The sequence below is a fragment of the Streptomyces sp. NPDC029836 genome, assembly GCF_055574495.1.
Genome location: NZ_JBVHZI010000020.1, coordinates 53,177 through 73,795 on the forward strand (window position 1 = coordinate 53,177; position 20,619 = coordinate 73,795).

General features: G+C 69.5%; 25 protein-coding genes and 3 pseudogenes. 14 read left to right on the forward strand and 14 right to left on the reverse strand.

The genetic code is table 11. The features are described from left to right. Positions 1 to 301 precede the first annotated feature (301 nt). On the reverse strand, positions 302 to 607 hold the full coding sequence (locus ACZ4XJ_RS33905; protein ID WP_468498421.1) for an STAS domain-containing protein: 306 nt from the start codon (positions 605 to 607) through the stop codon (positions 302 to 304). Between the two features lie 417 nt (positions 608 to 1,024). Beyond that, positions 1,025 to 1,459, reverse strand: a complete 435-nt coding sequence (locus ACZ4XJ_RS33910) for a hypothetical protein (RefSeq protein ID WP_362877911.1) — start codon at positions 1,457 to 1,459, stop codon at positions 1,025 to 1,027. Positions 1,460 to 1,667: 208 nt separating this feature from the next. On the opposite strand from ACZ4XJ_RS33910, the gene ACZ4XJ_RS33915 reads away from it, so the two are divergent. The 4 genes and pseudogenes from ACZ4XJ_RS33915 (at position 1,668) to ACZ4XJ_RS33930 (ending at position 4,342) form a co-directional block, all read left to right on the forward strand. After that, a complete protein-coding gene (locus tag ACZ4XJ_RS33915; protein ID WP_468498422.1) occupies positions 1,668 to 1,895 on the forward strand; it encodes a hypothetical protein in 228 nt (75 codons plus the stop codon). An 830-nt stretch (positions 1,896 to 2,725) separates the two neighbouring features. Then, a pseudogene (locus ACZ4XJ_RS33920) lies at positions 2,726 to 3,301 on the forward strand (GNAT family N-acetyltransferase). A gap of 377 nt (positions 3,302 to 3,678) precedes the next feature. Next, complete coding sequence (locus tag ACZ4XJ_RS33925) at positions 3,679 to 3,963, forward strand: hypothetical protein (protein WP_468498423.1); 285 nt, start codon at positions 3,679 to 3,681, stop codon at positions 3,961 to 3,963. A 43-nt stretch (positions 3,964 to 4,006) separates the two neighbouring features. Beyond that, a complete protein-coding gene (locus ACZ4XJ_RS33930; RefSeq protein WP_468498424.1) occupies positions 4,007 to 4,342 on the forward strand; it encodes a TfoX/Sxy family protein in 336 nt (111 codons plus the stop codon). A gap of 324 nt (positions 4,343 to 4,666) precedes the next feature. Here the strand turns inward: ACZ4XJ_RS33930 and ACZ4XJ_RS33935 are convergent, their stop codons facing one another. From ACZ4XJ_RS33935 to ACZ4XJ_RS33950, 4 genes are all read right to left on the reverse strand, one after another. Further along, positions 4,667 to 4,975 carry a hypothetical protein gene (locus ACZ4XJ_RS33935; RefSeq protein WP_362877915.1) on the reverse strand — a complete coding sequence of 103 codons (309 nt, stop codon included), beginning with the start codon at positions 4,973 to 4,975 and terminating at the stop codon, positions 4,667 to 4,669. Positions 4,976 to 4,984: 9 nt separating this feature from the next. Next, positions 4,985 to 5,134 (reverse strand): hypothetical protein, encoded by a 150-nt coding sequence (locus tag ACZ4XJ_RS33940; protein ID WP_468498425.1) that lies wholly within the window; start codon positions 5,132 to 5,134, stop codon positions 4,985 to 4,987. Positions 5,135 to 5,650: 516 nt separating this feature from the next. Next, positions 5,651 to 5,785, reverse strand: a complete 135-nt coding sequence (locus ACZ4XJ_RS33945; RefSeq protein WP_362877917.1) for a hypothetical protein — start codon at positions 5,783 to 5,785, stop codon at positions 5,651 to 5,653. Positions 5,786 to 6,254: 469 nt separating this feature from the next. Beyond that, complete coding sequence (locus ACZ4XJ_RS33950; RefSeq protein ID WP_468498426.1) at positions 6,255 to 6,746, reverse strand: lamin tail domain-containing protein; 492 nt, start codon at positions 6,744 to 6,746, stop codon at positions 6,255 to 6,257. Between the two features lie 590 nt (positions 6,747 to 7,336). Here ACZ4XJ_RS33950 and ACZ4XJ_RS33955 point away from each other — a divergent pair. From ACZ4XJ_RS33955 to ACZ4XJ_RS33965, 3 genes and pseudogenes are all read left to right on the forward strand, one after another. Next, positions 7,337 to 7,867, forward strand: coding sequence for a GNAT family N-acetyltransferase (locus ACZ4XJ_RS33955; RefSeq protein ID WP_468498427.1), 531 nt, complete (start codon positions 7,337 to 7,339; stop codon positions 7,865 to 7,867). A 187-nt stretch (positions 7,868 to 8,054) separates the two neighbouring features. Continuing rightward, positions 8,055 to 8,111, forward strand: a pseudogene (locus ACZ4XJ_RS33960) (hypothetical protein); the annotation flags it as partial. 51 nt (positions 8,112 to 8,162) lie between these two features. Next, positions 8,163 to 8,531, forward strand: a complete 369-nt coding sequence (locus ACZ4XJ_RS33965; RefSeq protein WP_468498428.1) for a transposase family protein — start codon at positions 8,163 to 8,165, stop codon at positions 8,529 to 8,531. Between the two features lie 171 nt (positions 8,532 to 8,702). Here ACZ4XJ_RS33965 and ACZ4XJ_RS33970 read toward each other — a convergent pair. Together ACZ4XJ_RS33970 and ACZ4XJ_RS33975 are read right to left on the reverse strand one after the other, a co-directional pair. Next, positions 8,703 to 9,425: pseudogene (locus tag ACZ4XJ_RS33970) on the reverse strand (helix-turn-helix domain-containing protein); the annotation flags it as partial. A gap of 420 nt (positions 9,426 to 9,845) precedes the next feature. Continuing rightward, the gene (locus ACZ4XJ_RS33975) at positions 9,846 to 10,913 is read right to left on the reverse strand and encodes an ABC-2 transporter permease (protein ID WP_468498429.1); all 1,068 of its coding nucleotides are present in this window, start codon (positions 10,911 to 10,913) and stop codon (positions 9,846 to 9,848) included. Between the two features lie 79 nt (positions 10,914 to 10,992). On the opposite strand from ACZ4XJ_RS33975, the gene ACZ4XJ_RS33980 reads away from it, so the two are divergent. After that, positions 10,993 to 11,463 (forward strand): MarR family winged helix-turn-helix transcriptional regulator, encoded by a 471-nt coding sequence (locus tag ACZ4XJ_RS33980; protein ID WP_468498430.1) that lies wholly within the window; start codon positions 10,993 to 10,995, stop codon positions 11,461 to 11,463. 243 nt (positions 11,464 to 11,706) lie between these two features. Then, positions 11,707 to 12,621 (forward strand): transposase, encoded by a 915-nt coding sequence (locus ACZ4XJ_RS33985; RefSeq protein ID WP_468498459.1) that lies wholly within the window; start codon positions 11,707 to 11,709, stop codon positions 12,619 to 12,621. A gap of 147 nt (positions 12,622 to 12,768) precedes the next feature. Here the strand turns inward: ACZ4XJ_RS33985 and ACZ4XJ_RS33990 are convergent, their stop codons facing one another. Continuing rightward, positions 12,769 to 13,413 carry a zinc-binding dehydrogenase gene (locus tag ACZ4XJ_RS33990; RefSeq protein WP_468498431.1) on the reverse strand — a complete coding sequence of 215 codons (645 nt, stop codon included), beginning with the start codon at positions 13,411 to 13,413 and terminating at the stop codon, positions 12,769 to 12,771. After that, a complete protein-coding gene (locus ACZ4XJ_RS33995) occupies positions 13,410 to 13,559 on the reverse strand; it encodes a hypothetical protein (protein WP_468498432.1) in 150 nt (49 codons plus the stop codon). The genes ACZ4XJ_RS33990 and ACZ4XJ_RS33995 overlap by 4 nt, the downstream gene beginning before the upstream one ends. A gap of 405 nt (positions 13,560 to 13,964) precedes the next feature. On the opposite strand from ACZ4XJ_RS33995, the gene ACZ4XJ_RS34000 reads away from it, so the two are divergent. Next, positions 13,965 to 14,552, forward strand: a complete 588-nt coding sequence (locus tag ACZ4XJ_RS34000; protein WP_468498433.1) for a hypothetical protein — start codon at positions 13,965 to 13,967, stop codon at positions 14,550 to 14,552. A 235-nt stretch (positions 14,553 to 14,787) separates the two neighbouring features. On the opposite strand, the gene ACZ4XJ_RS34005 is transcribed toward ACZ4XJ_RS34000, so the two are convergent. From ACZ4XJ_RS34005 to ACZ4XJ_RS34015, 3 genes are read right to left on the reverse strand one after another with little or no spacing between them, the layout of a single operon-like run. Then, a complete protein-coding gene (locus ACZ4XJ_RS34005) occupies positions 14,788 to 15,513 on the reverse strand; it encodes a restriction endonuclease (RefSeq protein ID WP_468498434.1) in 726 nt (241 codons plus the stop codon). A 38-nt stretch (positions 15,514 to 15,551) separates the two neighbouring features. After that, on the reverse strand, positions 15,552 to 16,232 hold the full coding sequence (locus ACZ4XJ_RS34010) for a restriction endonuclease (protein WP_468498435.1): 681 nt from the start codon (positions 16,230 to 16,232) through the stop codon (positions 15,552 to 15,554). Beyond that, a complete protein-coding gene (locus tag ACZ4XJ_RS34015) occupies positions 16,232 to 16,447 on the reverse strand; it encodes a hypothetical protein (protein ID WP_468498436.1) in 216 nt (71 codons plus the stop codon). The genes ACZ4XJ_RS34010 and ACZ4XJ_RS34015 overlap by 1 nt, the downstream gene beginning before the upstream one ends. A gap of 526 nt (positions 16,448 to 16,973) precedes the next feature. Here ACZ4XJ_RS34015 and ACZ4XJ_RS34020 point away from each other — a divergent pair. Beyond that, the gene (locus ACZ4XJ_RS34020; protein WP_468498437.1) at positions 16,974 to 17,540 is read left to right on the forward strand and encodes a zinc metalloprotease; all 567 of its coding nucleotides are present in this window, start codon (positions 16,974 to 16,976) and stop codon (positions 17,538 to 17,540) included. A 17-nt stretch (positions 17,541 to 17,557) separates the two neighbouring features. Further along, positions 17,558 to 18,094 carry a hypothetical protein gene (locus ACZ4XJ_RS34025; protein ID WP_468498438.1) on the forward strand — a complete coding sequence of 179 codons (537 nt, stop codon included), beginning with the start codon at positions 17,558 to 17,560 and terminating at the stop codon, positions 18,092 to 18,094. Positions 18,095 to 18,256: 162 nt separating this feature from the next. Here ACZ4XJ_RS34025 and ACZ4XJ_RS34030 read toward each other — a convergent pair whose 3' ends face one another. After that, positions 18,257 to 18,727, reverse strand: a complete 471-nt coding sequence (locus ACZ4XJ_RS34030) for a hypothetical protein (protein ID WP_468498439.1) — start codon at positions 18,725 to 18,727, stop codon at positions 18,257 to 18,259. Here ACZ4XJ_RS34030 and ACZ4XJ_RS34035 point away from each other — a divergent pair. Both ACZ4XJ_RS34035 and ACZ4XJ_RS34040 read left to right on the forward strand, forming a co-directional pair. Beyond that, entirely contained in the window at positions 18,710 to 19,231 is a 522-nt protein-coding gene (locus ACZ4XJ_RS34035) for a ricin-type beta-trefoil lectin domain protein (protein WP_468498440.1), read from the forward strand. The two genes, ACZ4XJ_RS34030 and ACZ4XJ_RS34035, sit on opposite strands and share 18 nt — an antisense overlap. Before the next feature lie 216 nt (positions 19,232 to 19,447). Next, complete coding sequence (locus ACZ4XJ_RS34040; RefSeq protein ID WP_468498441.1) at positions 19,448 to 20,521, forward strand: DUF4034 domain-containing protein; 1,074 nt, start codon at positions 19,448 to 19,450, stop codon at positions 20,519 to 20,521. Positions 20,522 to 20,619: the final 98 nt, after the last annotated feature.

A 20,619-nucleotide genomic window follows, 5' to 3' on the forward strand; every position in this document is an offset into this window, starting at 1 on the left:
CCCAGCGCACCGCTACCCACCACCTCGCCGGGGCCCGGGCCCGACTGGGCCGCCCCCTGCTGGCCCGGCAACCAAGAAACGTGCGGTGTGATCCGGGCCCCTCACTCACCATCAGCAACCGGGGTGGCCGGTGGCCCTCAAGCAGGTCCTCCCGTCCGGACGGTCGGTCGCACGTCCAGCCCTCAGCTTTCGACGGTACGGACGGGCACTGACGAGCGGGCCCCGGCGGCTGGTCCCGCGCCCGTCGCCCCTGGCCGCGCGATGGGCGATGGCCGTGGCCTCGGCCGGCGTTTGACCCTGGCTAGAGGACGCGGGCGGCCTCGATGCCCTCGGCCGTCAGGAACAGGGTGCGGGCCGAGGTGACGTCCAGGAGCCTGGCGAGCTGGGCGGGCAGGGGGCCGGCCAGGACCAGGCGGTCGGTAGCCCGCAGGCGCAGCATCGAGGAGTCGGCAAAAGCGACCTGGGTGACGTCCAGGACGATCCGTCGTACGCCGGGGTCGTCCGTGGCCGCCGTGCAGGCCGCCTTCAGGGGGCCGAGGGTGTCCTGATCGAACTCGCCCGTGCACGCGATGACGCGCACGCCGTCCTCGTCAGGCAGTACGTCCACCTGCTGCTCCATCAACGTCCCCGGTCGGGCTGTCCCCGGCCGGCCAAGGTCGTGACCATGTCGGGGCCGCGCACGTTGTCGTCGTGTCGCGGGTCTCCCCTCCCCGCACCCCGCGGACTCCCGGCGGTGGCCGGACACCCACCGCCGGGACCTGTCCGCGAGGCCCAGCACACGGCAGCAATCCCCAGGCCCGGAGAGCATGCAGGACCTGGACCGGCTGCTCACCGACAGCTCCGCCGCCTACCTCGCCCTTCGGCGTCACTGGACGGGCACTGACACACAGACCACTGCAGGGAGGTGCCGGGCCGTCGGCGGCGGGCTTCGACACACACGGAGGTTGGCTGCTCTCTCGGCGCCTGAGCAGTTCGGGTTTCGCCGCGGCGGCGTGCCTCGAAACCGGTTATCGGATCGGTGGTCTCATGCGTCCCAGAGGTTTTCCAGTGCGATCGCGGTCTGCGCGCCGGCCCGGGCCCGGGCCTCGATCTGCTGACACAGGGCATCCAGGGCAGCCGGATCCTCGGCGACATCGGCCTCCACGACCGCCCAGCCGGGCAGGCCGTCCAGGCCCGGCAGGCGGACCACCCGGTGATCGGTACGGCCGGTGATCAGGACCGCCAGCAAAGTCAGATACTCGCGCTGCAGGTCCGCATCGAAGCCCGCGTCCTGCCTGCCGTCCTGGCCGTCGGGGCCTGCCAAGAGGGCAGAATGCCCCTCCGCCAGCAGGACGCACGTGGCATCGGCAGCCCGGACCACTGCCTCGAACCCTCTCGCACCGATCCGGTCCCGTAACCCTGCCAGATAGGTGTCGAGCAGATCCGGGCCCTCACGGCCGCGCTCTTCGCCTGCGTCCATGACTACCTCCGTGCCCCACCCCCCATGACCCTACGCGTCACTACAACGACCAGACCGGGTTTCGGCCAGCGGCGGCAGATACCAGTGGCTGCCTGACGAGCGCGAGCTGTGCGACCGGGCGCGCACCTCGGTGCCGGCCGTTGATGCGACGGCTGTTCTGCGCGGGGCCGCGGTGGTAACCGTGGCCGCGGCACGGCATTGTCCCGGCGTGGATATGGACGACGAAGATTTCCTCGGCGTACTCCTGGACGCCGTGACCGAGACCCGCCTGAGGCTGCTGACCGGCGACGAAGCCAGAGCGGTCACGATGCTGCTCGGCGCCCTCGAGGAGGAGGCGCGCTCCGAAGAGGTCCGCGTCGCCGCAGGCGAGATGCGTTTCCGCCTCAGCTCACGCCTCGGCCTGCCCGCCGACACCGCCGGGACCTCACCCGTCTGACCGCAGACGCCACGACCGTGCGCGCCGGCGGCCCCGGCCAGAGGGCGCGGGCGGCCTCGATGCCGTCGGCAGCCAGGAACAGGGTGCGGGCCGAGGTGACGGCCAAGAGCCGGGCAAGCTGCGTGCTGGTGGGCCCGCACGATCGTCGAGTCGACGCAGACGGCGGATACCGAACCGAATGAGCAAGTACGACGCACCGTTCGAGCAGCAGCTTCTACCGGCGGCGCAGAGACCCGGGCCCGCAACGAGTGGACCAGTCGCCGGCCGGTGACAGTCGCTCTCCACTGGCCCGCACGACGACAAGCCCGTCACCTTCGAAAGCGATTCGATCACCAACGGCCAGGAAGAGCGGGCTCGTCAACTCGAAGGCATATCCGTCGTCAGTCCCGAGGTCCTTCACCAGTACCGACCGCGAGGTGGGCGTGGCTCGGCCAGCTACCAGGTACATGCCGAGAGGGTCCCATGCAGTCTGAGTCACCTCGACTCCATTCAGCAGCTGATCAATGGCCCAGGCGTTGAAGGTTAAGTTGGGGCCGCCTGCGCGATGTCCGGATCGGACGGGGGCACAGGACCAGCGAGAGTGCCGTCGGCGATGCCGGCCTGGCCGGTGAAGTGGACGGCGTACTTCATCCGTCCGGGTCCGGTACGGGACGAGACTGGTCGGCGTCCCGAGGGTGCGCCACTACGGCCGCCGTTTGCTCGTCATGCCGGGACGGTACTGCGGACTCACGGCCCATGCGGCGCGTCCCGCGTCACCGGGGACGTACGCGCCCCCGACTGTCCGGATAAACGGATGGTCGGGGGCGAGCGTGCCCGGCAGGATGCTCCGCATGGCATTGCCCACCCCCGAGCTTCACACCGCCCGCCTGCGCCTGAGGGCGTTCACCGACACCGACGCGGCGCCGCTCTACGCGCTGCACAGCAGCGCCAACGTGCTGCGGTACTGGGACTCCCCGCCGTGGACCGAACCGGCCCGCGCCCAGCGCTTCATCGCGACCTGCCGGACGATCGAAGAGGAAGGCACGGGAGCGCGGCTGGCCGTCGACCGCATCTCCGACGGCGCGTTCATCGGTTAGTGCGGCCTGACCAGCTGGAACCCGGACTTCCGCAGTGCGTCCCTGGGCTACGTTTTCGACGCCGCCGCCTGGGGCCACGGCTACGCCACGGAGACCGCCCATGCCGTCCTGCGGTGGGCGTTTGACTCCCTGGAGCTGAACCGCGTCCAGGCCGAGACCGACACCCGCAACGTGACGTCCGCCCGGGTCCTGGAGAAGCTCGGCTTCGTACGCGAAGGCACCCTACGCGAGGACTGCGTCGTCAACGGCGACGTCTCCGACTCCTGGGTCTTCGGCCTCCTCCGCCGCGAGTGGCACCCAACGGCCACGCCGACGACCGGCGGCCGTTAGGACCGAGACCTGCCCTTCTTTCCGCCCACAACCCCCACCGAGGTCACAGGGCCGGCACCGGGCCATCGGCAACGTGCAACGGACCGGGCAGCCATCCCAAGTGAAGCCGACGGCACCCGAACCTGGACGCAGCGACTGCATCGGTGAACCCCTGCCACCGGCGCCCGATCCGACCCTTCTGCCGACGCGGGCCCGCAAGCCCGACTGCCCGCGGGAACACCGCAGCTGAGTAGACGCCGCCGGCCTCCCGCCGCAACGCGCCTCAGTCCCCGCGAGCCGGGCAACCTCCGCGAGCGGCACAGCGCCGCGGAGTCGGTGGCCCGCCCGTATACGACAGCGATCCGTGGTGGGTGCGTCAGAAGTATCAGCCTGTATCCGTGGCCGGACAGCTGCGAGTGCTGGGCAAGGAGAAGAGGGCGCCCGGTGCGGGGACGATGTGGCGGACTGTGGTGCCGCCCGAGCAGCGGGCATTGATCGGCAGCCTCATCGACAGTGCCGAGGAGCAGCTCGTCCAACTGCGCGGCATGTGGAGCGGGCCGACGGCCGAGGTCGCCCGGCAGTTGCTGCGCGGCCTCGGTCACAGTGCCGGCCTGGTCGAGTCTGCCTGCAAAGCGGACCGCGGTAGGGGTCTGTACGGTGAACGAAACGGCTCCGCCCAGTGACCCCGATGCCCCCTCCCCAGACACCGGTAGGAGCAGTCCGACCATGGCATACGACCCGAATCTGGCCGACCGCATCCGGCAGGCGCTGTCCGGCAGTGCTGACTCCCGGGAGGTGAAAATGTTCGGCGGCCTCTCCTTCATGATCAATGGGAAGCTGGCAGCCACTGCCAATGCTCACGGCCAGTTGATGGTCCGCTGCGCCCCGGACCGAGCTACAGAACTGCTGGCACGGCAAGGCGCCCACTGGCCCGAGATGCGGGGCAAACCGATGAGTCGAGGATGGGTCGTTGTTGATGCCTCTGCCCTCGCATCCGAGAGAGCCTTCCGCTCCTGGATCCAGGAAGCACTCAACTACAACAAGAACGCGCCTTCAAAATGACCGGCCCCCCGCCCCGCGCGGGGGCCCGCACTCCGCCTACCACCAGGCATGGACCAGCCACGACCGACAACTCAGGTGTCCCATGAAGGGGTTGGCTGCGGGGCTCCTCTGCGGATTCCATGCCGCTGTTCGGCCAAAGATCCCTTGCCGCGTGCAGCAGGTCATCCTGCGGTCGCGGCCGGGTCACCACCGAACCGGGGCGCATCCTCCACGGCCGCGTCCGGGCGCAGGCGCACCTACCGGACGAGATGCCGGTAAACGTCGCCCCGGTCGACAGACACCGCATGCAGCCAGCGGGTCAAGTGGACCTTGCCCTGAGTGTGGTCAATAAGTCGCGAAGGCGGACAGCAGTGTGTCTGCCCGGACCTCCAGTTCGGTCGTCATGGGTCCGTTCACGCTCACGGAGACCTCCTCGCCGCCTACCGAGCGGGCAAGCCGAACCTCGACCCCGTGCGTGTCGCCGATCAAGGGGTACACGTACCAACCGCCGGCCTGCTCCTCGTCGGTCTTCACAATCGCCCGTGCCACGGTCTCCCAGTCGGTGGCCTCGAAGTCATAGCCCACGTAGTGCGACAGCAACTCCAGGAACGGCCGCAAGCTGCGTTCCAAGATCCATCCATCAACTTCGGCCATAACTTCTCCTCAGCGCTCGGCACAGGGCAGGGCCAGTAGCTCGATGCCGTCGATCTGCAAGGCGTCGAAGGCGATGAAAAACGCCGGGCTCGTCGCGGCGAGCGCGGTGGCGGTGCGGCCACGGGCGGCGGCCCGGCGCTGACGGACTTCGAAGGACAACCGGTCGACTGCGGTGTCCCAACGGCGAGCTCGCCATCGAGGACAAAGCCGTCCGGCAACTGGGCAGCAGCCGTCGCCAGTTCGGGGAATCGGTCCTGGCCAGGGAGCTGCGCCAGGTCTGCAGCAGCAGCCGGCCGCCGGGGCTGACCTGCACGAACCGTCCGCTCGGGCGCGGCAGCCATGGGGGCGATGGGGCGGCCCGAGGAGGGGTCCTGCGAGACCTGGTCCAGGTCTTCGACGGGCTCGTGGTCGTCGGCGGCGTGCGTTCGTAGGCGGGAGTGGGCATGTGGTCGGCCGCGCACGTGTCCTCGGATCCTCCGACCTGCGGGCCGGGTCGGCGGTCGTCCGTCCGTCCGTCCGTACGTACGTACGTACGTACGTACGCGAATCTGCGCACGGACCGGAGCCACCGTGAAGGGAAACCCCTTTGACCGCGGTCTGACGATCGCCGTCGACGACCGGTGTCCGTTTTCGCCTTGGTGGCTGGGCCCACTTGTAGTGGGGGGCAGTGCAGGTTCAGCGGTTGGTGGTGATCCACCGTACGAGGGCTGCGTTGGTGGTGTCGTCGAGTGCGGACAGGGTGTGGATGGCTTCCAGGTCTCCGGGGAGTGGTGGGATGCCGGCGGTGGTCAGTGCCGCTTGGAGGTCCAAGCGGCGCCGGTCCAAGGGCGGCAGGCGCCAGGCGAGGCGGGGATCGGACGCAGGCCAGTGGGCGCGAGGATGCTCTTCGCCACGGTGAGGCAGTTGCCAGTCCGTGTCACCTGGGCGGCTGTGCGGCGGGGCGTCGCAGGCCGTGGGCGCGACGGTGTCTGCGCCGGGGAAGCGGTAAGCGTCGAGGTCCAGCTGAGGGACCGTGACTCCGGACGGGGAATACTGCCAGAACTCCACAAAGAACCTCCCGGGGGGCGGATGCGCCGCTGCTGCTTCCAATGAGCTCGGGGCGCCGCCTGTAGTTGGCCGCCCACACGTGCCGCAGACGTGGAGTGCAGGCTGACAGGTTCGGCAGGTCAGGCGCCCGGGGCGATCGGGGCTGGGGCGCGTCGCGGCGGGTTGCCGCGGCACGCCGTTCCTGTGCCGGCTGGCAGGTCACTGTCCCCGACGGTGTGGCTGCCGGCCTGGGTCAGCCGCGGTGGTTGTCGTGGTGTCCGTGGTGGCTGCTGCGACCCCAGGTCTCGGTGTCGATGACGCGGCCGCGGTCGTCGCGGAGGGTGGCGGTGTCGCGCTCGTCCCAGATCTGGTGTCGGCGGTCCTGGTAAACGTCACGGTCGGTGTCGCGGCCCTGGCCGGTGTGGACCTTGACGCTGGAGCGGCCGTCCAGACGGAGGTGGTCGAAGCGGTAGCGGTTGCCCTCGCGGTCGGAGAGGGTGAAGCCGCGCAGGTTGACGGCGTGGCGGCCGGTGTTCTTCACCTCGACCCATTCGCGGTTGAGGGCGCGGTTGTCGTGGCCGCGGCTGTCGTCCTGGATGTCGCCGATGACGATCGAGGAGTGCTGGCCGCGGTGGCCGCGCCTGTCGTCGTCGTGGGCGGCGGCCGGGATGGCGGCCGCGCCGATCAGTCCGCCGGCGGCCAGGACCGAGGCGAGGAGACGGCGAGTGGCGGGAGAAGCAGACATGCAGATGACTCCTTACAACAGGTAGCCCCGCCCGGCCTCGTGCAAACCGGGCGGGGGTTCCCGGCGTCCTTGCCGAGGAGCCACACTCTGGCCCGCGGCCGCCATCAACCGCCACAACTCAGGACTCACGTTGCCCAATGCGGACATGTCCGTAACTCTCCCTTGCGGGATGCAAGCGTCAAGATCCGGTTGACGCGGACGAGGCGGGGGCGGGGGCCACCCGTCCAATGTCGGAGCAAGGATGTTTAGGCCACATAAGCAGTTCATTCGCGCCAGGCCGTGTGCTGTGCGCCGAATGAGTGCAGGGCTCTGTAACAGGCGCTCCTTCCGCTTCTTCGCACTCAGTCACGCACCGCCGCTCTGATTCGTCCACCGAGTGATTCTGACGCCCATCTGGTGGTGCACGAAGGGGACCGGGCCGTCAGGGGCTTGCGGCTCGGTCCGCGATTGATGGTGGGTGTAGCTCCGTCTCGGGGGCAGCTGATCTGGGGTGTTGCGACGAACGTTGACCAGCCCGGGTGTTGTGGTGGCGGTGCTCGCCTCGGGATATTCGCTGGTCGCCGCTCGTTGATGGTGGTCATACTGCCGCGATGGATCCAGTGACTCTCGAGACCGACCGTCTGCTGCTGCGGGCCTTCACACCTGCCGACGTGGATGCGGTGTACGAAGCCTGCCAGGACGAAGACATCCAGCTCTACACCCCGGTGCCGGTGCCGTACCGTCGTGCGGACGCGGAGAAGCTCGTCGGCGAGGAGCTGCCCGCCCAGTGGTCCGAGGACAAGGACTACACCCTCGGCGCGTTCCGCAAGGACACCGGCGCCCTGGTCGGCTCGTACTGCCTGACCCTCATCAGCCGCGGCGTCTGGGAGCTCGGTTACTGGGCGGTCAAAGATCAGCGCGGACGCGGATACTCGGTTGAGGCCGCTGGGGCCCTGTGCGACTGGGGCTGGGCCACGCTCGACGTGCACCGCATCGAGTGGTGGGCCATGGCCGGGAACACCCGTTCGCGTGCCGTCGCCGAGAAGCTCGGCTTCACCGTCGAAGGGACACTGCGCAATCGCAGCATCGCCAACGATGGCAAGCCACACGACTGGTGGGTGGGCGGACTTCTGAGGCCCTGATGCTCGGGCCGATGCTTCGCCGGCTGCGTTTGCCCTTCTGCAGGGAAGTTCCCAGCCCGGACAATTCCAGCTGAAGAGCCACACCCATTGATCATGGACGGGCAGCCGTGACGGTGCCGAGCGGCAGCGGGAGGCCGGTGCCGGCCCGAAGCACGACCTGGTCTTCACCGACCGCCCGCTCGTCACACTGGTCCACCTACGCACCGGACTCCCGCACGCCGCGCTCGCCGAGCTGTACGGCAGCGCCCGCTCCACGATCTCCCGCGCCGTCGGGGAGATCCGCCCGCTGCTGGCCATGCGTGGCTTCGCAGTGCCCGACCCCTCCGGCGTGCGACTTCGGACCCTGGCGGACGTGTTCGCCTACGCCGAGGCCGCGGGGGTCCGGTTGCGGATCGACGGCGCCGAGACCCAGGTTCGCCGCCCGAAGGCAGGCAGGCCCGGACGGCGGGCCTTCGTCTCCGGCAAGAAGAAGCCGAACACCATCAAGACCACCACCATCAGCGACGACCAGGGCCGTCTGCTGTGGTCGGACGCGGACCGCCCAGGCCGCATGCACGACCAGACCGCGATGCGCACCGAGGGTATCGCCGAGCAGTCCCGGCTCCACGAAGGTGACGGCCGAAGTCGACGAGGGGTACCGGGGGCTGGCCAACGAGTTCCCTGACCAGATCAGCGCCCCTCCGAAGAAGTCGAAGGGCGACGCGCCGCTCGGCGAGCAGTATGCCTGGCGGGAGATGCGCCGACGGCAGTCCTCGCAGCGGATCTGCGTCGAGCACGCCAACGCCGAATTGCGGCAGTGGTGCCCGCTCCAGCTCTACACCGGCCCCTCCGCCGGGAAGTGGAGGATGGAGAACTGTCCCGAGATGCCCGGGTGGGCTCCCACGTCGTGCGGGAGGACCTGCACGGTGATGTGCGGCTGGGCGTCGAGGTGGTTCAGGTGCTCAAGCTGTTCGCGCGTGATCTCGGGGTTGCCGACAATGCGGCGCAGTGCCGATTCGTCCAGCACGATCCATAAGCGCAAAGGGCGTGCCGGGTGGTGGGCGCGGTGCTGTCGGCGCAGCCGTACTTCAAGGCGCGTGGCGATCTGTTCAGGGGTGGCCAGCGGGATCGTTTCCTCGATGACGGCTCGGGCGTAGGCGGGGGTTTGCAGCAGGCCGGGGATGACCAGGGGCTCGTAGGAGCGGATCGAGGAGGCTTCCGTCTCCAGGCCGACGTAGACGACATACGGGATGTCGCCGCAGGCGACCCACCAGCCCTGCCGGTTCGATTCCGTGGCCATCCGCATCAACGAGTCGACGACCTGCGGGTCGGTGACGCCGTATAGGCCGCACAGGTCCCGCACATCACGGGGCTTGATGACGCGGCGGTCGTTCTCCAGGTGACTGATCTTGGGCTGCGAAATCAACAGTTGCTCGGCCACCTGCGTATTCGTCAGGCCACGGGCCAGGCACAGCCGGCGCAGCTCCGCGCCCAGCCGACGTCTTCTGACAGTGGGGTTTGCGTTCGCCGCCGCGGGCGGTCTACCTCCGGCTCGGGACCATCTACCAGCCGTGGACAAACCACGGCCGGGCCCGGGCGAACGCACCCTGCGGTACCGAACCCTGCTGGCGAGTGTCACGTGGCGCAAACCGGTCTGCGTGCACAGCGTGAGCAGAATTCACCCAGACGCCGCGCCCTGCCGCCTACCTGCCACAACAGAGCAGCAGTTCAACGCTAGCCGGACAGAGAAACTGCAGGTACTTCCGGTGGCATCCGCCTCATCACGCGCGGCCTGCGGCCTCCGCCCGCGGAATCCGGCCATGCGCTGCGCACGGTGAGGCCGAAGTGGGTGACGCGCGCCCGGCGCGCCCCACCGATCGGCATGAAGGATGGGAGGATCCTTGGCGGCGCGCATCCCGGAACACTTCGAGGCCGACCCAGCAAGCCCCGCGAACTTCGGCAGATCGCGGGGCCGGCGAGGTCAGGCGGCGGGCACCCCTCAGGCGGTGCGCAGCCGGGGCTTGGGAGCGCTGCTGCGGGTATCGTGCAGGTAGAGCAGGGCCACGCAGGCGATGATCCACGCGGCCAGCACGGCGAGGCCGGACCATAGGCCATCATCGTGGAAGTAGGACATCCCCTGGAGAGCGCGCACCCCCGCGCCGACGGGCAGCACGCCGGACAGCGGATGCAGCCAGTCGGGCAGGTAGAAGGGGGGCATGACGCCGCCGCTGGTGGCGTTGCCGAAGATCAGCAGGATCACCGAGGCGATGGCGGCGCCCGCGGATCCGGTCCATTTCACGATCGCCATGGTCGCGCCTCCCGCTGCCATGGCCATCAGGGCGGTGACCGCGGCCGTGCCGGCGAAGGAGCCGGGGAGGGCGCCGAAACCGGTGTCGCCGGCGAGGAGGGCGACGATGATGCCGCCGAGGGCGCCGAAGAGGGTCAGGCTGGCGATGCGCTGGCGAAAGCGCAGAACGGGCGCGGCCTGGTAGGTCATCATGCCGAAGAGGTAGCCGGCCAGGACCAGGCCGAAGGCGGCGTAGAAGACCGACAGGCCGCGGGTGTCGCCGGCGGACACCGGCAGGATGTCCTCGCCGGCCGGGGGCGGGCCGTCCTGCGCTGCGGCTTGGGTGAAGGCGGCGGTCAGGGTGCCGGTCACGGAGGGGCCGTTGGCGCCGGCGTAGAGCAGCTTGCCGCTGCCCTGGCCGCGGTCGGGGAGGTGGGCGGCGTAGACCTCGCGGTGCTCGACCGCCTCGCGGGCCGCAGCTTCGTCGCCGTAGGGCCGGACCTCGAAACCGCCGGGCAGGGCCCGCTCCAGGGCGGCTTCCAGGCGGTGCGCCTCGGTGGCGGTGCCGACGGCCGCGACGGGGAGGTCGTGCGGGCGGGGAGCGTGGAAGGCGGCGAGGTAGACGCTCACGAAGATCGTCCCGATGGCGAGCACCACGGCGACGGGCAGCAGGACGCCCTTCGGGTCGGAGCGAGGATGCGGTTCGGGGGCGGGGTCGGGTATGTCCCTGGGGTTGGCCGGTAGGGCGTCAGCGAGGTGGAGGGAGGTGGGGGGTGGCATGAAGGGAACCGTCCACGAGTTGTAAGGTGCCTGATAACCGAAGCAGTAAAACATAAGTTGCCTTACAAGTGGGGTCCATGTGAGCGAGCAGCCCGTCCACACCGGCTATCTGGCCTGGCACTTCGCCCAGGCCATGGCCAGCCGCCTGGAGAGAGAACTGCGCACTCTCGACCTGAACCTCGCGCAGTACAACGCCCTCCAGCGGGCCGAGCGCCAGCCGGGGATCTCCAGCGCCGACGCCGCCCGTCACGCCGGCGTCACCGCCCAGTCCATGGGCTCTGCCGTGGCCAGCCTCACCGACCGCGGGCTGCTCACCCGCTCGCCCCACCCCACCAACCGCCGCATCCTGTGCCTGCACAGCACTCCCGACGGCTCCCGCCTCCTGGGGCGGGCACGAGATGTGGTCCGCCGGGTCAATGAGGAGGCACTGGCGGTTTTGGAGCCCCAGGAGCGGGCCTCGGTGCATCACCTCCTCCACCGTCTGGTCGCCCATCTCAACCCTGGCGCCCTGCCCCCCACCGCCGGTCCCACGGCAACGCCCGACCCGTGAGACCAGCCGCCGTACCCACCGGCGGCATCCGCGCGGGGGGACCGAGGGCCGCCCCGGGCGCACGCGCGGGGGCGGCCCGGTCGGCGAGATCGGTGGTCATCGGGCAGAGCGTCCACGGGGCGGTCAACGCCCGGGACGCGAACAGAACCTCAAGGCGCCGGCGGCGTTCCTCGTAACGAGCTGGTGGGTGATAGCGGGTGAGGTCTCTGCGCTGGCGGATGGCATGATCGGTTTGTGGCGATCATGGTCAATCGAGCGGTCCTCGCGCATCGGCTGTTCACAGGTGTCTCTCAGCGCCATCTGGCTCTGCTCGTAGCGGAATTGGCGGATCCGGGGCAGGCCGCCGTGGAGGGGCGTAGTCACGATGCCCGAGGTGGAGTGAGGAAGCGGGCCAAGGGAGCTGGCGCACGGCATCAGCTGTGGTTCGTCGACCGGCTGGCGGCCACGCTCATTCACCTGCGGCACGACCTTCAGCATGCCGCTCTCGGGCTGCTGTTCGGCGTCGACCGCTCCACCGTCACCCGGGCCGTCGGCGAGATACGTGGGCTGCTGGCCGACTGCGGATGCTCGGTGCCCGACCGTCCTGGCCTGCGGCTTCGGACCTTTGCGGATGTGTTCGCCTATGCCCAGGCCGAAGGCATCAAGTTGCGACTGGACGCCACCGAGATCCAGGTCCGCAGACGCCCAGCCGGCAGCGGCGGCAGGCGTGCGTTCGTCTCGGGCAAGAAGAAGCAGAACACAATGAAGGCCACCGTCATCGCCGATCACCAGGGCCGTACGTTATGGGTCGATGCCCTGCGGCCTGGGCGAATGCATGATGCGACCGCCGCACGCAACGCAGGCATCGGGATCTGCTTCCAGCACTATCCCGACGTCGAGGTCCTCCTCGACGACGATTGTCTCGGGCTTCGGCGTGATCACGCCGGGCAGGCGGTCACCCCGCCCGGGAAAGGCAACAAGATCAGCCCACCCGAAGTCCTTGAAGCCCGTCGAAGGGCCCGTCACCGGCACTCCTCGAAGCGCATAACTGTCGAACACGCCCTCGCCGACCACAAACGCTGGAAGCAACTGACCCGCTGGACCCACCGACGCGACCGCCTGCCCGTCACTTGTCAAGCCATCGCAAGTCTCGTCTCCGACCGCACTATGGGGACCTGAAAATCGGCCACGACCAGGAGAAACACGCCTCTCCCACTATCACGCACCAGCTCGTAAGTCAGTGACGCCGTCGGAGATCTTGGTGATGACGGTCGGCCATGCCCGCGACATCTCAGTCTCCAAGATCCCCGACTTCGTCACCCGCGATCAGCTCTGCGTCTCCTCGTGGCGTCCAATAGCGGCCGCATCGGGTACGACGAGCAGCTTGCCGGTGGTGCGCCGAGCTTCCAGATCGCTGTGGGCCTGGGCGGCCTCGTACAATGCGTAGCGGCCCGTTACGGTGACCTCAAGCGCCTTGGAGCGCACCCACTCGAACACATCGGCAGCCCGTCGGAGCAGTTCGGACCGATCGGCGATGAAGTCCCCGAGGCTGGGCCGGATCAGGGTCAGCGAACCGCCGTGGGCGAGCCGAATCGGATCAAACGGCGGCACGGCACCACTTGCCGCGCCGAAGAGCACGAGATGGCCGCGGGTTCGCAGGCTGGCGAGGCTCGCATCGAAGGTGTGCGCGCCGACGCCGTCGAAGACAACCGGCAGTCCCTGACCGCCGTTGAGCCGCCTCACCTCGGCTGCGAGATCGTCGACTGCGGAGGAAAGGATCACCTCAGCGGCCCCGGCACGCTTCGCCAGATCGACCTTCGCCGTGGTCGACGTCGTGCCGATCACCCTGCCGCCGAGATGGGTGAGGAGCTGGGTCAAGAGCAGCCCCATGCCACCAGCAGCCGCATGCACGAGCACCGTGTCGCCCCCCTGAACCGGGTAGGCGTCCTTGACGAGATAGTGCGCGGTCATGCCTGGAGGAGCACGGCGGCGGTCTCGAAGCCGATATCGTCGGGCAGCGGCACCAGCCGGGAGGAGTCCACGACGGCCCGCTCGGCATACGTGCCGGGAATATCCACCCAACCCGGAAGCGGGGTGATGCCAGGGAATAGGTGCACGGGTCTCCAGACTAAAGCGGTGGAAGACAGCCGCCGCGAGCTCGTGAACAGCCCAGGGACACCGGGTGTCGCCTTCTCAACCCGCCGGGAATGGGGGCCGCGCGGACTTCGAGCCAGGGCATGCCGTCGTGAAGGCGGCATCGGCGACGTGGACGGGCGCGCTGCCCGCAGAGGCACACCCAGCACAACGCCAACGCCCCTACGGCGCAACGGTTACCGGCAACACGCGGTGCCGCCTCGAAGGCGTCGAAGTAGGCCGGCAGCCGACGCCAAGGCACTGCGCCAATTGTCGATGGGTTTGGGAGTCACTCATGGCGGTCGGAAGGGTCCCGCGGTTTGTCTCAGGGCTGTCGCACCGCCGAAGTCGAGCGACAGTTGGCAGCGTCCGGGCACCTGCCGCACCTCGTGATCGTTGCGAAGGTTGTGATCCAACTCAAGCGCGTCATAGTGACCCTCGCAGTTGCCCTTGTCGGCGCCGCGACCCTCACCTCACCCACCGCAGCCGCCGGTATCTCCCCGTACGAGCCCACCCACGCAGGGCCGCGCGTGGTGAGCCGCCTGGCGGCGCCCGCCGGCGCGACGGTCACGGAAGGGCAGACCAACGAGGTCGCACCCGGGGGCGTGATCACCTATCCGAGCGTCACCAGCTGCCTCACCGTGACCGTGCGGTTGAGGAGCGGCGGCCTCGTAGGTGCTCACGCCAGCCTGTTTCAGGTACCAGGTGAACTGCGATCGGATGAGATTCTGGGCGCGCTCAAGCAACTCGTCGGCGGGCGCCCAGTGGCCGCGATCGAGGTCAGGGGGGCCGTTGGTGCCTGGCATCCGAGCTACTTCGAGAAGGCGCTGGAGAGCTACGGCGAGGGGGAGCAAGTGCCGATCCCGGAAGACCCGGACTTCAACGGGATTGCCCAGACAGTGTCGCAGGGCCTTGGAATGCCCCGCGGCCTTGTCACGGTCGAGGACGTGCCTGACGGGGACCAGATCATCAGGTGACGAAGTCGAACATCACGCCAAGGGGCGATGCCCCTCGGGATGGCGTGGGACACCGCCGACGCCGCGTTCGCCGAGAACTTGTCCACAGGGCGGGGCCTGGCCGCACTGATGGGGGGGCGACGCCGAGCGGATCGCCGGCCATGCGCAGGCGCTCTCCGACAGGGACGTACCCCCGCTCCTTCCTGATGAGCTTGGGGGATGCGGCCCTCCGGGGAGCGGTGCGGGGGCCTGTGGGTCACTGGGTCGTGCTCGGGATGCCCAAAACGTCGTACAGGTGCCGGCCGTGAGCCCACTGCTTCAGTTCTGGACGGCCCATGAGGATGAGGTCGTGGTGCGCGGCGAAGTCGATCGCGGGCTGGGTGAAGCCGTTGAGTCCGATCATGATTGGGACATCGGCTCCATGGTGGAGGCGGGCCGTTCCGTTGAACTTCTGCAGGTGGCCCGAGCCGACCGGCGCCTTGTGCTGCTTGCATTGCAAGATCAGGAGCCGGTCGTCGTGGTCGCGGGCGCTGACGTCCACACCGAGGTCGCCGCCGCCTCCCACCCGCCGTGAGCCGCAAAACCCGTCACGGGCCAGAAGGTCGGCGCACGCCTGCTCGAAGCCCGTCGCGCTCATCGCGGCGAGCTGCTTCATCTTGAAGGTCAGCACCTCAGGGTCCACCGCATCGTCGGGCGCCGCGGAGACGTACTCCTCGTCCTCGTGGCCGATGTAGGCGTAGGTGCCGGCGCCGAACAGGAAGGCCAGCAGTTTGGCGAGGAGGATGAGCGTAGTCAGTGCACCGGCGGTGATGAATCCGGTCCACCAGGGGTGATCGGCGATCAGGCCCCACAAGTCCACGGTGATCCACCGGCTGACGTCTTGCGTGAGCCACTCCCACAGCATTTTGCCGGTGGCCAGCGCGAGAACGGCGTACAACAGGAACTTCAGCAGCGGGTCGAGGGAGCCGTCTTCGTCGAACACCGCACCTCCGGATGCGTTGGCGATGGCAGGTGCGTCGGTCAGGCAGCCCGCCTGAAACGGCCGCGGCGGGCGCGTGCGGACAGTCCGAGGAGCTCGTGCAGCGCGGTGCCGGTCTCCGCCCAACGCCGGAGGTCGTCCCGGTCGACCCAGTGGACGCCGTGCTGGTCACCCCAGGCCATGGCGTCACGGGTGAAGGTGCCGTTGGTGACGACGACGGCGTAGTCGGCTCGATGCGCCGGGCCGGCCGTCCCCTTCACGGCGTACATCACCGACGACGTCACCTTGGCGCCCACGCGTGTGTGCTTGGCCTGCAGGACGATACGGCCGCGGTGGACGTGGTCACCGATCACGTCAGCGGACTGATCACCGCCACCACCTACCCGGCGCGCCGGCCAGCTGTCACGCACCAACAGATCCCGCAGCGCATACTCGAACTGGCGGTCGTCCATGGCATCGAACTCCGCCAGAGTGATCCGCAGCGCAGCCAGCCGCTCAGCGTCCCGCCGTCGACCGGCCGCGGCCCGTGCGACCCTCCATGCGCCGGCGGTTCCCGCCAGCAGGACGAGAGCCAAAAGGAACGGCCAAGTCTCTTTGAGTGCCCCGACCGTCGCGGCGGCAGTCCGCACGGCCAGAACCAGGACGGCCAGTGCCACGACAGCGGCCGAGAGGGCCTCGGCCGGACCGCGCGGGCGACGAAGGCGCAGCCGCTTGCGTCCCATCAGCGGTCGGCCGGAGCGGAGAGGGCCGGCTGCGGCTGCGCGGGCGGCGTCGTATTGCTGGTCGCCTCTCCGAACCCGACCACCTGCCCCCATAACCACACGCCGGCCGCAAGGCCGGCGATCATCCAGCCGCTCATCCGTTTCGCGCTTCCCGGCCTCGGATTACGGCGGATGTGTCCGCGTACCCGGTGGAACCCGTCCGGCACCTTAGACATGGCGTCCCCTCCCCTCGGCGAGCCGCGAACACAGCCCGTCCCTCACATGGTGTAGCAGCGCGCACTGACAGAAACTGATGGATCATCACGAAATCGGGTCGAGCCGGGACACCATCCAGCCAGACCCGGCACACCGTCCAGCGGCCCCATCGCGCTGGACGTCTTGGCCGCCGACCTGGGCAGACATGATTGCGGGCGCCTGCGCGAACTCCGTTGCCCAACCGACCCAAGATCCTGCGTGCCTCACCCCGCGGGCGCCCTCACCTGCTGAGAACGCTCGCGACCGACTCAGGCAGTGCCGCGACGGTGAATGGCGAAAAGCAGCAGAGCGCACGCCGTGCTGTTGTGCGCCGGTGGCGCCCCCCTGGGCTGCTGTTCCTCACGGGCGATCGCCCGTGGCGCCCATACCGTGTCCGATACCGCGGGGAGCCGGTGACGTGCGACATCTCTCCCCCGAAAGACAGCCTGTCCTCGGCGACCTGGCGAAACGATCGTTCACTCCGACCGGTGCCCTAACGTGAATCGGATGAAGCGTCTCATCGCGGCGTTAACCTCCGCGACCGCCCTGCTCCTGGCGACTCCACCCCCAGCGGCGGCCGCCGTGAACCCGGCGCCCTGCATCGCGAAGTCCGGCTCGGAGGCGACGGAGACTCGGGAGGACTCGTCCGTCGACAACGGGGAGATTCGGTACACGGCGTCCTCGAAGTACGGCGACGCGATCCAGTACGCCGTCAAGGCCTGGCAGTACTCGCGCTCGAAGATCAAGGTCCTGCCGGACTCGGCGACGACCGTGAACGATCTTCACTTCTCGGACTACAGCGAGAACCGGAACACATCGGCGAACTGGACGCGAAACGCGGCGATCGGCGCGACGGACCACATCAGATTCAACACGGCCCGGATGGGCCAGTGGAGCAGGACGACACAGCGGTGGATCGCCGTGCACGAGCTGGGGCACGCCCTCGGCTTATGTCACAAGAGCAACGGTGGAGCCAGCTACGTGAAGTCGGTCATGTGGACCGATCCGATCGAAGCCGGCTTCGCTGATCCTCAGGACGTCGACAAGGCCAACTACCGAAAGTTGTGGGGCTGATGCGCACAAGGGTATGGGTGATCGGCGGGCTCGCCGCTGCCGTGACGATCGGCGCGGGAAGCTGGTACGTGGTCTCGGCGCAGGGCGACGGTGAGGTACACGCGGTGTGTGACCTCGACACGTCGACCGATGCGAAGCTGGCGGCGGCCGCGTACGGCATCGCGATCGTGGAGCCGTTGGCGGCCGGGGAGTTCAGGGCCGGGGATGGGGGCAGTGCCACCCTTGTCTCGCACGTGAAGGTAGTCGAGGCGGTGAAGGGCTCGTACCCGGCGGCGCTGCGCCTCACGCAGGCCTTGGAGGACGGTGCCAAGCCCGGGGCTCACAAGGTTCGTGACGGGGCCCGGAACGTGCTGCTGGAGCCCGGCAGGCAGTACGTGAGCGTGATCCTGGCGGGGGACACGATGGCGAACCCCGGCACCGAGGCCTGGTCGTCGTACACGCAGCCGGTGAAGCGCGGAAGGGACGGCGAGGTTTCGTACTGGAAGCAGGCCACGGCGGCCAGCCCGGACAGTGCCCAGCGGTCCCCGTGCGTGGACACCTACGTGTCGCAATAGCCGCCAGCCCCTCCTCCCTGTCAGGAGGATCGCCACGGTGTCCGGCCCCGGGCCGCCGCGCCACTCGCCTGCCCCGCCGCGATCTTCCAACACGGGGATTGGGCCGGGGTGCGCACTCGGCAGTTCCCACCGAGGGCCCTTTCCAGGCCACGGCAGATGCGCTCAACACGCCGGCCTGCGCCAGGCGTAGGCCAGCTCGAACAGCGACCGGTACGGTTCGCGCACCGCCGGCCCGAGGGGCCCCCGCCGGACCAGACCCCACGCCGCCAGCGCGGAGAACACCTCCGGCCCCGCGGTGAGCAGTCGCTCGTCGCCAGCGCCCACGGTGGCCAGTAGCCGCAGCGCGTGCCGGTCCCGGCCCCCGGACCGCGGCCGCTCGCGGTCGAGGCGCCCGAGCACCTCCTCGGGCACCGCGTCGGCAACGGCTCCGGGCGCATCGGCGGGGGTGCCGGCGAGGAGCTCGCGGGCGGCAAGGGCGGCCGGCAACGGGTACCCGCCCGCGAGGCGCACCGCCAACGCCACCGCTTCCTCGACCTCCAGACCGGCCGCCCTGACGAGGTCCTCGATGCCCTCGGCCGGCCACGGCTTCAGCGGTACGACGGAGGGCGAGTGACGGTGAACGAGGGCTACCATACCGCCCGTTGCGCCCGCTCGGCCGGTCCGGCCGCCAACCCGATCGGCGGCAACGGCTACTACCAGGTGTTCGTAGAGATCTACTGCAGCGTTCCGCCTCCGCCGGGCTCCGGCCAGATCACCGGGGTCCACTCCGGCAGGTGCGTCGACGTGAAGGGCGGCAGCCTCAAGGACGGCGCCCCCATCCAGCTGTACCAGTGCAACGGCACCGATGCCCAGGCCTGGCGGCTGGAGAGCGACGGCACCGTGCGCGCCCTCGGCCGCTGCATGGACGTCCAGTACGCCAAGACGGAGAACGGGTCCCACATCGGGCTCAACACCTGCCACCAGGGCCTGAACCAGAAGTGGGAACTCCTGCCGGACGGCCTGCTGCGCAGCGTCCACTCCGGCAAGTGCCTGGACGCGCTGGGCTGGGCCACCGGCAACGGCACCCGCCTCGGCATCTGGGACTGCGCCCCGCAGCACATCAACCAGCAGTGGCGCGGCGCCCCCCTGGGCACCTGATCCCCACGCACCACCACCCGTCCCGCCTCCGTACGGCCCCCGGTACCCGGCCCCGTACCGAGGCGGGACGCGACAACGGCCTATCGAGCCCCGCGCGCTGCCCCCCATGGCCCGCGGACGTCGGAGAGGAGCGGGTGGCTCCGGGACCGAAAACGAGTCCGGTACTTTGCCGCAGCGTGCGCTTACCGTGACCCTGACCAGGGATGATGACCCGTTGTGCTCACCAACATCATCTCTGCCGTCGGTCTGGCCACCCTTCTCTGGGCGCTCGTCCACACCACCCGCCTCGTCGTCCGCAACCGTAGGGCTCGGCACTTCGACGCCTCCGCCTACGGCCTCGTCCCCCGCGAGCAGCTCGACGGCCGGCGCTCCGGCCCGCCCCGGGACGAGCCCGCGCTGCGCCTCGCCGTCGACGCCGCCCTCAACGGCGAGTGGGAACCCGCGGCCGGACTCCTCGCGGACACCGCTGAACACCAGGACTGGGCGGAGCGCTGGCGGCTCGTCGAGGTGTTCGCGGATGTGGCCGTGGAGGATGAGCGCTGGCTGCGCGTCTGGCGTGCCGAGCGGCCGCAGGACGCCGACGCCGTCGTCGTACACGCCCACGCCCTGCTGCTCCGTGCTTGGGCGGCGCGCGGCGAGAAGGACATCAAGCAGACCTCCGCTGCGCAGGTCGCCATGTTCGGCGAGCTGCTGCCGACCGCCATGTACGCCGCCCACGAGGCGGCCAGGCTGGCACCCGGCGACCCCTCACCGTGGGTCACGATGATCGCCGCCGCGCGCGGCCTGGGCCTCTCCCACGACGAGTTCCGTCAGCTGTGGAGCGAGCTCACGAGCCGTGCGCCGCAGCACTACGACGCGCATTGGCAGGCCCTCCAGTACTGGTGCGCGAAGTGGTACGGCTCCCACCAGCTGATGTTCAAGTTCGCCAAGCAGGCGGCGACGTCGGCTCCGGCCGGGAGCCTGATGTCGGGCATCTACCTGCATGCCGTGCACGAGGCAGCCCTCCAGGACGGCGAGGCGGCCTACCGCACCTGGGCCACCAAGCCCATGCTCGCCCGTATTCGGGCCGACCTGGCGCAGGCCGACCCGGAGGACCGGCGGCTTCCCGCGATACGACACCTGTACGCCGCCGTGCTCGTGAAGACGGGCCGGTACGCGGAGGCTCTGCCGCAGTTCCGGCTCATCGGCGGGTGGTGCGGAGCGGCACCCTGGACCGACGCACAGGATGCCGTGGCAGCGTTCGACCACGCCCGCGGCCTGGCGGCCCTCCACTCGGGCCGCCCCCAGTAGTGCCTCGGCGGCAGCGGTACCACGGTGTGGTGCTCATGCGTCCGGCAGACAGAGCCGGACCTCGGGGAAGGTGAGGCCTTGCTCGTTGGTCACCGTGC